The sequence below is a fragment of the Pelovirga terrestris genome (assembly GCF_014773365.1).
GTDB lineage: Bacteria > Desulfobacterota > Desulfuromonadia > Desulfuromonadales > Geopsychrobacteraceae > Pelovirga > Pelovirga terrestris.
On record NZ_JACWUN010000002.1, the window covers coordinates 281,417 to 294,405 of the forward strand.

Consider the following 12,989-nt stretch of genomic DNA (forward strand, 5'->3'; position numbering starts at 1 on the left):
TCTTCTCCAGTGGGTGAAAAGCAGTTACTGCTTTTTAGTTCGTCGATATCTCCGGTTCGACGATATAGCGCTTAATTTTACGGGTCGTGGTTTTCGGGAATTCATCCTCACGCAGGGTGAATTTTTTCACCCGTTTGTAGTCGGCGAGTTCCTTGCCATAGGTCTGAATCTCGCGGCGGATCAAATTTTCAATTTCTCCGGCAGAAAGAGGCTTGTCCTTTTGCTCCCGCGCCAGGGTAAACAGGGCCTCTTCATCGGGGAAGACGACGGCGTATACCTCCTCAGCCGTCTTGCCGATACGATGGCCGTAGACCATGATTTCGGCAATATAAGGGCTTTTAAGTAGTTGATTTTCAACTTCTTCCGGGTAAACGTTCTTGCCGTTGGGGGTCACAATCAGATTCTTTACCCGTCCGCAGATAGAGAGCATGCCGTTTGTATCAATGCGGCCCAGATCGCCGGTACGGTACCAGCCCTCCTGTAGCACCTCTGTCGTGGCGGCTGGATTATTGTAGTAACCGAGCATGACATTGGGCCCCTTAACCAGGATTTCTCCTTCACCATCGGCGTTGGGGTTATCAATGCGCACCTGCACATCCTGAAGGCATTCCCCCACGGTGCCGGGTTGGTTTTTAAACGGGCTCTCCGCCGAAATGACGGGTGAAGTCTCGGTGATGCCGTAACCCTGATAGAGGGTCAGCCCAAGATTTCGGAATCCTTCGGAAATAGCTGGATCAAGGGCGGCTCCACCACTGACAAAGGTGGTGTGTTCTCCCACCGCCTTTTTGACATTGGCAGCGACAATTTTCCGGGTCAGGGAGAATTTGAATAACATCCTTGAGGAAGTATTGGAATCGATCTTTTTGATGATGCGGTCGTACAACAGTCGATAGACCGCCGGTACCCCAAGCAGGAAGGTCGGCTTGATTTCATTGAGATTGTCCCCCAGTTTTTTGATCGATTCGGCAAAACTGATCCGGCCACCCAGGGCCAGGGGTAACAGGATCCCACAGACCTGTTCAAAGACGTGGTTGATCGGTAGAAAAGAGAGGGTGGCGATCGAGCTGTCGAGCTTGAAATGCGCCTGGGCGCCATAAATATTACTGACAATGTTGCGATGACTCAGCATAGCGCCCTTTGAGCGACCCGTCGTGCCCGAGGTATAGAGAATCACCGCGCGCTGATCCGCATCGGTGCTGCCGACAACCACGGGATCATCAGCAAAAATGGCCTTGTAAGAAAACAGCCGCTTCTCTTTCAGCAGGCGGTTACGGATCAACTCGGCATCAGATAGGAAGTGTCGCTCTTTTTTCTTTTTTTCAGAGGTTTCAGGGCTGCTGGTAACCAGCTGGCGTAATTGTTGCGCGGCGGCTTCGAGCGGTTCACGTCGCTCCGGGGCTATATTCAGATCAGCAACCAGCTGCTGCCACAGGGTTTTGAGCTCCTGCATGGTTTCGATGATGTCATCCTGATCACCCATTTCCTCAATCGGAGTATCGATCAGGATGATGTTCTTCAAATCGGGCAGATCGTCAATAATTTCCAGCAAGGTGTCAAACTGAACCTGGCCGACAATGATCGCCTGGGCATCAGCATCACCAAGAATATGACGCAGTTCCGCTGCTTTGAGCTCCTTGTCAATCGGTACGGCAACGCAGCCGGCATGGAGGATGGCCAGATAGGAAGTGACCCAGCGCGGTGACGAAGGTGCAAGGATCGCTACGTGTGACATCTCCTTGATGCCAAGCTGTTGCAACCCAGCCGTCAGTTTTTCAACATTATTCCAAAAACGGCCGTAAGAAATCTCCTTCCACTGGCCATTGACTTTATGCTTAAATGCCACAAGGTCGCTGTGTTTAAGGCAGCTGGCCTGAATAATCTGATCAATCTTCTGCAAGGCGTTCCCTCCTGCTGGTAAGGGTGTGCTAAAGACCTCCCAAAGAGCCGGAATCTTAACATCCTTTGCCGTTAAAAAGAATGGATTTTGAAATCGAGCCCGGCCTGATTTTTCTTCTTGTCAGGCAGAAGGTCGATGGGTAGTCTGTCTGCTGGTTTGTCGCTATGAGTAAACAACCACAGTTACCCCTTTTTATTGAAGCTATCGAGTATCTCTTCAGCACCGGATCTTCGATTCCTATGTCAAGAGACGCGATTGTTTCCCGTTGGATCATCCCTGACCGTTTGTTGTCGCCGTTCATGGCGACAAACACCCTTGCCATAAAAAACCCTGACCCTGCACCAGGGCCGGGGTGAAGAGTTACGATATCGATATATTTTGTCTGGACGACAGACAACGAGACAGGAGCTTTAAAATACATGACGACTCAACCACAAAGCAATAATACCTCCATCGCCATCATCGGCCTGGGTTACGTCGGTTTACCCTTGGCTGCCGAGTTCGGCAAGCATTTTCCTACCGTCGGTTTCGACATCAATCAGCAGCGGATCGACGAACTGCGCCGTGGTTATGACCGCACCCGCGAGTTGGAAAGTACGGATCTCCAGGCCGCCGAGCATTTGCGCTATGCCAGTAAGCTGGAAGACATTGCCCGGTGCACGGTCTATATTGTTACTGTCCCGACGCCGATAGATGATCATAAAAAGCCTGACCTGCGCCCGCTGCTGGCTGCCAGTGCCAGTGTCGGCAAGGTCCTCAAACCTGGTGATCTGGTTATTTACGAATCGACTGTTTACCCCGGCTGCACCGAAGATGATTGTGTCCCCATCCTTGAACAGCACAGCGGCTTGAGCTTTAATCAGGACTTTTTCTGTGGCTACAGCCCCGAGCGCATCAATCCCGGCGACAAACAGCATACCGTGACCAACATCCTCAAAGTGACCAGTGGTTCAACCCCCGAGGTTGCTGAGCGGGTTGACACCCTCTATCGTCAAATCATTACCGCCGGCACCTACAAGGCCGGCAGTATCAAGGTGGCGGAAGCGGCCAAGGTCATCGAAAATGCTCAGCGCGATATCAATATCGCCTTTGTTAACGAGCTGGCGCTGATTTTCGACCGGATGGGGATCGATACCATCGAAGTACTGGAAGCCGCCGGCACCAAATGGAATTTTCTTCCCTTCAGGCCCGGCCTGGTCGGTGGCCACTGCATCGGGGTTGATCCCTATTACCTGACCTACAAGGCCGAATCCATCGGTTATCACCCTCACATGATCCTTGCCGGTCGACGCATCAACGACGGGATGGGTAGTTATGTTGCCGGTCGCGTGGTCAAGATCATGATTAAAAAAGGTCTGGCGATCGTCGGCGCAAAAGTGCTGATGATGGGTATCACCTTCAAGGAAAACTGCCCCGATATCCGTAATTCCCGGGTGATCGACATCATCAAGGAAATGCAGGATTACGGATGTGCTATCGAGATTTTTGACCCCTGGGCGGATAGCGATGAGGTACGTCATGAATATAACGTCGAACTGGTCAGCGAACAGCAGATGCAATCACAAGGATACCAAGCAGTTATTGTCGCCGTAGCCCACCAGGAATTTGTCAGCCTGAATCCACGCGATTTGGTCGGAGATGGGGGCGTGGTGTACGACATTAAAGGAATGTACGATAAACATCTGACGGATGGGCGGTTGTAGGGGGGACAGAGTCTGTAGATACACCAATGACTGACTTGGAACTTCATGGAATTCCGTTTCCTGACAGTGATCGACGAAGCGCCGCAACAGCTTATCGAAGTCAAACTCTCCGACACCAGGGCTAGCCGCTCCTTGCATTATTTTCATCATAAATACGGCATCCCTGCTGTTCAGATTGTCAAGAATCTGCCCACCGAGCGGATGTCAGGCAATCTGCAGGTACTGAAGATTTTAGATTACCTAAAAAAATTGCAGATGTAAGCAGTAAGCAGTAAGCAGTAAGCAGTAAGCAGTAAGCAGTTCACGGTTCACGGTTCACGGTTCACGGTTCACGGTTCACGGTTCACGGTTCACGGTTTTTCACAAAGGACGCCGCTTCAGCGGCAGACCAATGACGCCACGAAGTGGCAGACACCGCGTTAGCGGCAGACACCGCGTTAGCGGCAGACACCGCCTTGGTGGCAGATTGCGTTTCTGTAACCGACAATATATGATGTCAATGACAGTCAACAACATTATGGGGTTTGTTATGCCACAGATTACCGCCCGACTATCCGATGAATTGGTTGATGCACTAGATACTGCGGCATCAACTCTGCATCGCAGCCGTGCTGACGTTATCCGTCAGGCGGTTGAGTCATATCTTGAAGATTTTGCCGATATTTCTGTAGCCCTTGACCGACTACGCGATCCGAGTGATGAGTGTATTGACTGGCAGGAGGCTCGCAGTGCGCTACTCGGTTCAGATTAAAAAGAGCGCACTCAAGGAGATTCAGTCCTTACCCAAAGCCGAGCGTATTCGAGTCATCGAATCCATCGACCGTCTTGTTGATACCCCGCATATTGGCAAAGCACTCAAAGGAGATCTTTCCGGCCTTCGCCGGATACGTGCCGGTAATTATCGCGTTGTGTACGAAATAAATGATAATCAACTGGTTATTCTGGTGTTACGTGCAGCTCACCGCAAAGATAGTTATCGAAAATAAGGGACAGTGAACAGGCAGTGAGCAGTAAACAGTAAGCAGTTGCCGCTCACCGTTCACGGTTTACTGATTTTTACAAATGACATCGCTTAGCGATGGACCAATGACACCGCCTTGGCGGTAGACGCCGCTTCAGCGGCAGACCAATGACAGCTTTAATGGAGGAGGGATAATGAAACAGGAATACATCGAAATATTACTCGAAGAAATGAATGGTAAATTTGACCTGGTCCTTGAAGGTCATCAAACCCTTCAGCGTGAAATACGTGAGACGCGGGTCGAGTTAAAAGAAGACATTGAACTGTGCAACTTTAAAATTGATATTCTGAACACGAAAATCGATGGAGTTGCTGCAGACTTCAAAGCGACAGATCAACGCTTGAGTGCCAAAATCGATGGTGTTGATGCAGATCTCAAAGCAACAGATCAACGTTTAAGCGCCAAAATCGATGGAATCGCCGTGGATCTCAAGGCTCACCGCGCTGACACCGAAGCGCACCACGGCGTGTATCGAGTCAAAGAAAATTAAAACCGTCTCGCGCAGAGATCGCAGAGATCGCAGAGAAAATCTATAGGCATTAGCCGCAGATGAACGATGAGAATCTTGGTAATGGGAACTGGGGGAATAGGGAGTAGGGTAACCGTAGGGGCGGGTCCTTGTGCCCGCCCGCCTTTGATTTTAAGCAGTGAGCAGTAAGCAGTAAGCAGTAAGCAGTAAGCAGTAAGCAGTAAGCAGTAAGCAGAATGTGAAAACCTCCTGAATTCTAAATTCTGACCCCTGTATTCTGGTGTTTGTCATCTGCGTACCATCTGCGTACATCAGCGGCTAATAGATTTTTGTTTTTTCAGTAATTTCCGTGTCTTTCCGAGTATTCCGTGGACGATAAGGTTTTCTTGTACCAATGCAAATAAGATTCGCAACACAAACTGATGCCCCTACCTGGGACACCTACGTCCTTAACCACCCGCACAGCAACCCCTATCTGCTGTCAGGGTGGAGCAGGGCGATCAGTAGCGCCTATGGCCACAAGCTCTATCAGCTCATGGCGACTGACACTAATGGTAATACCACCGGTACCCTGCCCCTGGTTCATATCAAACACCCGATCTTCGGCAACACCCTGTTCTCCATGCCCTATGCTGATCTCGGTGGGGTGATCGCTGATGATGATCAAATCGCCACTGCGCTGATTGAGCAGGCAACCCAGATCGCCTCAGACAACAAGATCCCCGTCATTGAACTACGTCAGGGCAGTGAACTGAACCACAACACCGGCAGCTTTTACCAGAGCGCTGCCAGTGCCCACAAGGTGCGTATGGTGCTGGATTTACCCGAAACCGCTGATGTGTTAATGGCCGGTTTCAAAGCCAAACTGCGCAGCCAGATCCGCCGTCCGCAGAAAGATGGCCTGACAACGGTTAGCGGCGGCATGGAACTGCTGGATGATTTTTACCGCGTTTTTGCCGAGAACATGCGTGATCTGGGCTCACCGGTTCACGCCAAAAAATTCATCGCCGCTGTCTTAAGCGAATTTGCTCATCAAGCGCGAATATTTCTCGTTCATAAAAACGATGAGGTCTACGCCGTCAGCATCACTCTGGGGTGCGGTAACACCCTCTATAACCCCTGGGCCTCATCCCTGCGGCGACACAGTGCCTCCAGCCCCAATATGCTGCTATACTGGGCCATGCTAGAGTACGCCTGTGATCATGGCTTTAAAAGGTTCGACTTTGGCCGTTCAACGCCGGGGGAGGGGACCTTTAAATTTAAACAGCAGTGGGGTGCCGTGGAGGTGCCGCTGCATTGGCTGGCACTGACGCGCACACTGTCACTTGAACCCTCATCATCACAACAAAAATCCAAATTTGAAATGGCCATGCAGCTCTGGCAAAAGCTGCCGGTCTCGTTGACTAAAGTCGTCGGTCCGCCGTTGCGAAAGTATATCGGGTTATAATCATGCGTATCGGCAGAATTTTACCACCAGCCGCATCACCCATCGGCTGGACCAATCTTGCCTTCGGTCTGCGTGGTCTGACAAAAGGCAATAAGTCACGTGATGATTTTGCTGCTGATTTAGCCTTGCATTACCATCAGCGCCATTGCTTCCTGGTTTCCTCCGGTAAAGCCGCCCTGACTCTGATCCTGAAAGCCCTGCACCAGCGTTATCCAGGCCGTGACGAAGTCCTGATCCCCGCTTACACCTGCTATTCGGTGCCCTCGGCCATCGCCCGCGCCGGGTTGAAGGTGCGTTTGTGCGATATTGCCGAAAATAGCCTCGATTTTGATTTAAGTATGATTGATCAACAGACTGATAACAAAAAGCTTTTATGCGTGATTCCGACCCATCTGTTCGGGCTGCCGGCAGATATCGCGGGCGTGCGCTCATTGATCACCGATCCTGAGGTTACCATCGTAGAAGATGCCGCCCAGGCCATGGGCGGAGAGGTTCATGGGCAACAACTCGGCGCCTTGGGGGATGTCGGGTTTTTCAGTCTTGGGCGTGGCAAGGCCTTGTCGACGGTCGAAGGGGGCGTCATCCTCACCAACGATGACGAACTCGCTGCCTTGATCCGCCGGGAATATGAAACCCTGCCCGAATACCAACTGACACAGCACATCAAGCTGATCCTCTACGCCATCGCCATCAATCTGCTCATGCATCCCTGGATGTTCTGGTTACCCAAAAGCCTGCCATTCTTAAAACTCGGTGAAACCATCTATGACACCGGCTTCAGCAGCAAAAAACTCACCGCTTTCCAGGCCGGACTCGGGCGGCATTGGCGCAATACCCTGGCGAAATCAAAGCAGATCAGATCCACCCATGTCGGCGACTGGCAAACAATCGTCACCGGCTCTCTTACCGCAAAGACTGATGGCCCGCCGCAACCCCTGATCCGCTTTCCATACCTCCTTGATAGCCCGAAAGCGGCACTCTCGATGCTCCAGCAAAGTGATGATGCCGGCCTCGGCGTGGCCATATCGTACCCCGATGCCATTCATCGCATCCCGCAGATTGCCGATCAGTTCGCCGGGCAGGACTATCCCAACGCTGCTGCTATGGCACAGCGCCTGGTCACCATGCCGGTCCACCGTTATCTGACGGAAAACGATATGCTTTCTATTGCGAGTATTTTACGTTAAACGGGCTTGATATCAGCAGCCATGAAACGAGAGAATAGTAATCAAATTGATGGCGCTGGTATGGATTCCCGCAGGGGTCATCTTCAATAAAAAACAGGAGTAGTTATGAATGCAAAAAACTTCGCGCTGATCGGCGCCGCCGGTTATATCGCACCGCGGCATATGCGAGCTATTCAGGATACCGGCAACAATCTGATTGCAGCCCTAGATCCGTCCGATTCCGTCGGACAGCTCGATCAATTTGGCTACGATGTAGCTTTTTTTACCGAGTTTGAGCGCTTTGACCGCTACGCAGAAAAGTTGAGAAGGGCCAAAGCCGACACTAAAATTGATTATGTCAGCATCTGCTCACCCAACTATCTGCACGATGCCCATATTCGTTTTGCCTTGAGAATCGGGGCTGATGCCATTTGCGAAAAGCCGATTGTTATTAACCCCTGGAACGTAGATGCCCTTGCCGAATTGGAACGCGAATCGGGTAACCGCGTTTATACTGTTCTGCAATTGCGGACTCACCCGAATATTATTGCTTTGCGCGAGAAGATAAGAAATACCGATTTAGATAAAAAATATGACATCGATCTGACCTATATCACATCCCGGGGACGCTGGTATTTCACCTCGTGGAAAGGGGATATTTATAAATCCGGTGGGATTGCGACCAATATTGGCGTTCACTTTTTTGATATGCTGCTGTGGATCTTCGGTGATGTCCGCCGCCATGAAGTCCACCTGTCCACTCCCGAAAAGATGAGCGGCTATCTGGAGCTTGAAAAAGCCAATGTCAGGTGGTTTTTGTCGGTAGATCATCATGATCTGCCGGAGGTAGCCCTGGCAAAAAAACAATCGACATATCGCTCAATCACCTATGATGGAAAAGAAATCGATTTTACCGGAGGCTTTACCGACCTGCATACCGCCGTTTACCAGGATATTATGGCGGGGGGAGGGTACGGAATGATTGATGCTCGCCCGGCGATTGACCTGGTCTACCAGTTGCGTCAAGCTGAGATTCAGCCCCAATCAACAAACCTTCACCCATGTCTTGGCGACAAGCGTCCGAAAGGAACAAATTGATGAATTATTTTGTTCATGAATCCTCCTATGTCGACGAAGGGGCTGATATTGGTGCCGGTACAAAAATCTGGCATTTCAGTCATGTGTTATCCGGAGCAAAAATCGGCAGCAATTGCAGTTTCGGTCAGAATGTCTGTGTCTCCGGTGGGGTCGTTATCGGCGATAATGTCAAAGTTCAGAATAACGTATCGATCTACGAAGGGACAACCATTGAGGATGACGTATTTCTCGGACCTTCCTGTGTCCTGACCAACGTCACCAACCCTCGCTCCCAGGTACTGCGTAAAAACCTGTACGAAAAAACGCTCCTGAGCAGAGGATGCTCAATTGGTGCGAACGCTACCGTTGTTTGTGGTATTGTCATTGGACGCTACTCCTTTGTCGCCGCCGGAGCCGTGGTCGCCAAGGATGTGCCCGATTATGCCCTGATGGTGGGAGTTCCGGCCCGTCAAGCCGGTTGGATGAGTCGCCACGGCCATCGACTGACCAGTGTCAATGCCGACGGTTATTATCAGTGCCCCGAAAGCGGTTTCCGCTATCAGGAAAAAGGCGGCGTCCTGCGCTGTCTGGATCTGGAAGAAGATGCACCCCTTCCGGCCGAATTGGCTACCGGTACGAAGGTTTATGATGAATTCAAGTCAGCCGCAGAATGATTCAATTCCGGAGTCGCTTCAATGGATTTTATTGATCTGAAAACACAATATAAGGCACTCAAAGAGCAGATCGACGGACGCATTCAACAGGTTCTCGATCACGGCCAATACATTATGGGGCCGGAAGTCAAGGAACTGGAAAAGCAGCTGGAAAACTACACCGGCAGCAGCCACTGTATTACCGTGTCCAGCGGCACTGAAGCCTTGCTCATTGCCTTGATGGCTTTAGAAATAAAGCCGGGGGATGAAATTATTACGACCCCCTTTACCTTTATTGCCACGGCGGAAGTGATCGTGCTGCTCGGTGCTACCCCGGTCTGGGTGGATGTCGAACCGGATACTTGCAACATCGACGCGAGCCTGATCGAAGCAGCGATCACGCCGCGCACCAGGGCCATCATCCCGGTGAGTCTGTATGGACAGCCTGCCGATATGGACGAGATTAACACCATTGCCGCGCAGCATGGACTCGCCGTCATTGAAGATGCGGCCCAGAGTTTCGGTGCCGAGTATCAAGGGCGCAAGAGTTGTAACCTGAGCATGTTCGGATGCACCAGCTTTTTCCCCAGTAAACCCCTGGGCTGTTACGGTGACGGCGGTGCCATCTTTACCAACGATGACGCCCTCGCCCAGGCGGCTCGGGAAATTCGCGTCCATGGTCAAAGCAAACGTTATTGCCACAGCCGTATCGGCGTCGGCGGGCGGATGGATACCCTTCAATGCGCCATCGTCCTGGCCAAGCTGGGGCGCTTTGATTGGGAAGTCGAGCAGCGTATCAGCGTCGGGCAACGCTACAGTAAGCTGCTGGAGCAGGCCGGTATCCCGCAGATCAGTGTGCGTCCCGATCGCACCAGTGTCTTTGCCCAGTACAGCGTTTTTGTTGAAAACCGCGAAAAAGTACAGGCCGACCTGCAACAGGCGGGTATCCCTACAGCTGTCCATTATCCGGTGCCGATTCACATGCAACCAGCTTACAAACACATCCCATGTCGCAGCAGCCTGCAGCACACCCTCTCAGTCTCTGAACGCGTGATGAGTCTGCCGATGCATCCCGATCTTGATGAAGCAACCCAACAACGTATCGTTCAGGCGTTAGCTGATAGCTGCAGGAGATCAACAATATGAAGATCGTCACCATTGTTGGTGCCAGGCCGCAATTCATCAAGGCAGCGACTGTCTCCAGAGCGATTGCGCAGCGGAACCTTCAGACAGATAGCGATCCAGTAAACGAAGTGATTGTCCATACCGGACAACACTTTGATCACAATATGTCGCAGACATTTTTCGATCAGCTCGCGATTCCTGCACCGAAGCATAACCTCAATATCCATGGCGGCGGTCACGGCATAATGACCGGCCGGATGCTGGAGCAGCTTGAACAAATACTGACCATAGAGCAACCGGATTGGGTGTTGATTTATGGCGATACCAATTCAACCCTGGCGGGAGCACTGGCCGCAATCAAGTTGCATATTCCCGTAGCTCACGTTGAAGCAGGGTTGCGGTCGTTTAATATGAAAATGCCCGAAGAGGTCAATCGAATTGTTGCCGACAGTGTCTCCAGCCTGCTCCTGTGCCCGACAGAAACCGCTGTGCGCAATCTGCAGCGGGAAGGCCACCATTCAGGCGTGCACAATGTCGGTGATGTCATGTATGACGCGTCCCTCCATATGTGCGTTATCGCCGATCATGAGTCCACCATTCTTGCCGATTTAAAACTGGAAAAAGGAAAGTTCATCCTCTCAACCTGTCATCGCGCCGAAAACACCGATGACCCCAACAGGCTGACAGCCATCTTGTCGGCCTTGAATGAGATTTCCACCGAACTGCCGGTGGTGCTCCCCCTGCACCCGCGTACCCGTAAAATGGCTACGCAACATGGTATCGCATTCGGGTCTGGCGTCAGGGTCGTCGAGCCGGTGTCTTATCTTGACATGGTCAAACTCGAAAGTGGTGCCGCTGCCGTTGCCACCGATTCGGGCGGCGTTCAGAAAGAAGCCTATTTTTACCGGGTACCGTGCGTGACCCTGCGGGAAGAAACCGAATGGCTGGAAACCCTTAACGGTGGTTGGAATCGCCTGGCACCGCCAATGGGTGCTGATATTGTCCAGGCAATTCGCGAGGCCCTGTCAGGTGACCACCGGGATTATGCCTCCCCCTATGGAGACGGTCGTGCGGCAGAAAAGATTGTCAGTATGCTGGAGAGTGTCGTGCCCGACCTGCCGGTGCGTTCAGGATAAATGGGATTTAACCATTGTCACCATGAACATTGAAAAGCAACGAGCATCAGTGCCGGATTTCAACCCAGACAATAATGGATCCTTAATCAGAAGGTATCAATGATGGGGAACAAAGAGGAATATCGAAAACTTTGTAAAACAGAACAGAGCCTTCCAGTGTGGAACAAGGATTGGTGGCTTGATGCCGTCTGTGGTGACGACTGGCAGGTATTGACGGTAGAAAAAGGCGGTGAAATTTTCGCTGCTTTGCCTTATGTCGTAACCAAGGGAAAGTTTGGTTTAAGACTAATAAAAATGCCGAAACTGACCCAGACCCTTGGAGTCTGGGCCAAATACCCTGATGACCAAAAGTATCTGACCAGAATTTCATACGAAAAAGAGATTTATACTAATATTATTGAACAACTAGAAGCGCTGGATGTGGCGTATTTCCATCAGAATTTCAGCCATAAGGTGACTAACTGGCTGCCGTTTATGTGGAAAGGTTATGAACAAACAACAAGGTATACATATATTATTGACGACCTCACGGACATAGATGTCATATTTAAAAATTTTAATAGTTGTAGGAGGCAGAGTATAAGAAAAGCAGAAAAAACACTTAAAGTTGGTTTTGATCTATCTTCTGAAGATTTCTATAATCACCATATGACTTCTTTGGAAAAAAAGGGAAAATCAATTAATTACAAATATAATTTTTTTAAAAAAATGTATGATTTGTCTTACGAAAACAATTCAGGTAAAACTCTTTATTGTTATGATAATAACAATAATATACATGCCGCTGTTTTTTTAATAATGGATAGAGAAAGCACTTATGCTTTGATTGGTTCAGTGGATATTGAATTTACTAGTGGTGGCAGTGATTTATTGATTTTTGAGGCAATTAAATATGCTTCAAAGAAAACTAAAATGTTTGATTTTGAAGGTAGTGTGATTGAAAATATCGAAATGTCTTACAGAAATTTTGGTGGTAAGCAGGTGCCGTATTTCTCCATAACAAAAACACACTCACCTTACCTTATGATCAACGACGGTTTGCAAAAGATTATTTCCGGTACTAAAAAAAGCATTAAAAAGATCATAAAAAAAGACAGCAAATATTAGATATATACATTTATCATCATTGGCGTAGATAAAATATGAGAAAAAAACTGTTACACATTACTAGTACCGTGTAACATTTAAAGTTTCGTAAATATGCGGACTGTTGTATAATCATGGCAACCCAAGGAGGCTGCCATGGCACCGAGATACCGAGTCACTCTGACAAAGCAAGAACGTAAAGATCTCG

The 12,989-nt window shown here is 50.0% G+C and carries 13 protein-coding genes; 12 read left to right on the plus strand and 1 reads right to left on the minus strand.

The features are described from left to right. Positions 1–34: 34 nt before the first annotated feature. Positions 35–1,897, minus strand: coding sequence for an AMP-dependent synthetase/ligase (locus ICT70_RS02915; protein ID WP_191153885.1), 1,863 nt, complete (start codon positions 1,895–1,897; stop codon positions 35–37). Positions 1,898–2,316: 419 nt separating this feature from the next. On the opposite strand from ICT70_RS02915, the gene tviB reads away from it, so the two are divergent. The 12 genes from tviB to ICT70_RS02975 all read left to right on the plus strand — a co-directional run bounded on the left by tviB (position 2,317) and on the right by ICT70_RS02975 (position 12,802). After that, the gene (gene tviB, locus ICT70_RS02920; protein ID WP_191153886.1) at positions 2,317–3,600 is read left to right on the plus strand and encodes a Vi polysaccharide biosynthesis UDP-N-acetylglucosamine C-6 dehydrogenase TviB; all 1,284 of its coding nucleotides are present in this window, start codon (positions 2,317–2,319) and stop codon (positions 3,598–3,600) included. A 45-nt stretch (positions 3,601–3,645) separates the two neighbouring features. Continuing rightward, positions 3,646–3,861, plus strand: coding sequence for a hypothetical protein (locus tag ICT70_RS02925; protein ID WP_191153887.1), 216 nt, complete (start codon positions 3,646–3,648; stop codon positions 3,859–3,861). Positions 3,862–4,129: 268 nt separating this feature from the next. Next, the gene (locus tag ICT70_RS02930) at positions 4,130–4,351 is read left to right on the plus strand and encodes a ribbon-helix-helix protein, CopG family (protein ID WP_191153888.1); all 222 of its coding nucleotides are present in this window, start codon (positions 4,130–4,132) and stop codon (positions 4,349–4,351) included. Further along, positions 4,329–4,586, plus strand: a complete 258-nt coding sequence (locus tag ICT70_RS02935) for a type II toxin-antitoxin system mRNA interferase toxin, RelE/StbE family (RefSeq protein WP_191153889.1) — start codon at positions 4,329–4,331, stop codon at positions 4,584–4,586. Before ICT70_RS02930 ends, ICT70_RS02935 begins: the two co-directional genes overlap by 23 nt. 169 nt (positions 4,587–4,755) lie before the next feature. Next, positions 4,756–5,112 (plus strand): hypothetical protein, encoded by a 357-nt coding sequence (locus ICT70_RS02940; protein WP_191153890.1) that lies wholly within the window; start codon positions 4,756–4,758, stop codon positions 5,110–5,112. 373 nt (positions 5,113–5,485) lie between these two features. After that, a complete protein-coding gene (locus ICT70_RS02945; protein WP_191153891.1) occupies positions 5,486–6,538 on the plus strand; it encodes a FemAB family XrtA/PEP-CTERM system-associated protein in 1,053 nt (350 codons plus the stop codon). Between the two features lie 2 nt (positions 6,539–6,540). Then, entirely contained in the window at positions 6,541–7,725 is a 1,185-nt protein-coding gene (locus ICT70_RS02950) for a DegT/DnrJ/EryC1/StrS family aminotransferase (protein ID WP_191153892.1), read from the plus strand. A gap of 105 nt (positions 7,726–7,830) precedes the next feature. Next, a complete protein-coding gene (locus tag ICT70_RS02955) occupies positions 7,831–8,802 on the plus strand; it encodes a Gfo/Idh/MocA family oxidoreductase (protein ID WP_191153893.1) in 972 nt (323 codons plus the stop codon). After that, positions 8,802–9,455: an acyltransferase gene (locus ICT70_RS02960; RefSeq protein WP_191153894.1), complete on the plus strand. Its 654-nt coding sequence runs from the start codon at positions 8,802–8,804 to the stop codon at positions 9,453–9,455. The genes ICT70_RS02955 and ICT70_RS02960 overlap by 1 nt, the downstream gene beginning before the upstream one ends. A gap of 21 nt (positions 9,456–9,476) precedes the next feature. Beyond that, the gene (locus ICT70_RS02965; protein ID WP_191153895.1) at positions 9,477–10,580 is read left to right on the plus strand and encodes a DegT/DnrJ/EryC1/StrS family aminotransferase; all 1,104 of its coding nucleotides are present in this window, start codon (positions 9,477–9,479) and stop codon (positions 10,578–10,580) included. Next, positions 10,577–11,695 carry a non-hydrolyzing UDP-N-acetylglucosamine 2-epimerase gene (gene wecB, locus ICT70_RS02970; protein WP_191153896.1) on the plus strand — a complete coding sequence of 373 codons (1,119 nt, stop codon included), beginning with the start codon at positions 10,577–10,579 and terminating at the stop codon, positions 11,693–11,695. Before ICT70_RS02965 ends, wecB begins: the two co-directional genes overlap by 4 nt. Before the next feature lie 99 nt (positions 11,696–11,794). Beyond that, positions 11,795–12,802 carry a methicillin resistance protein gene (locus ICT70_RS02975; RefSeq protein ID WP_191153897.1) on the plus strand — a complete coding sequence of 336 codons (1,008 nt, stop codon included), beginning with the start codon at positions 11,795–11,797 and terminating at the stop codon, positions 12,800–12,802. Positions 12,803–12,989: the final 187 nt, after the last annotated feature.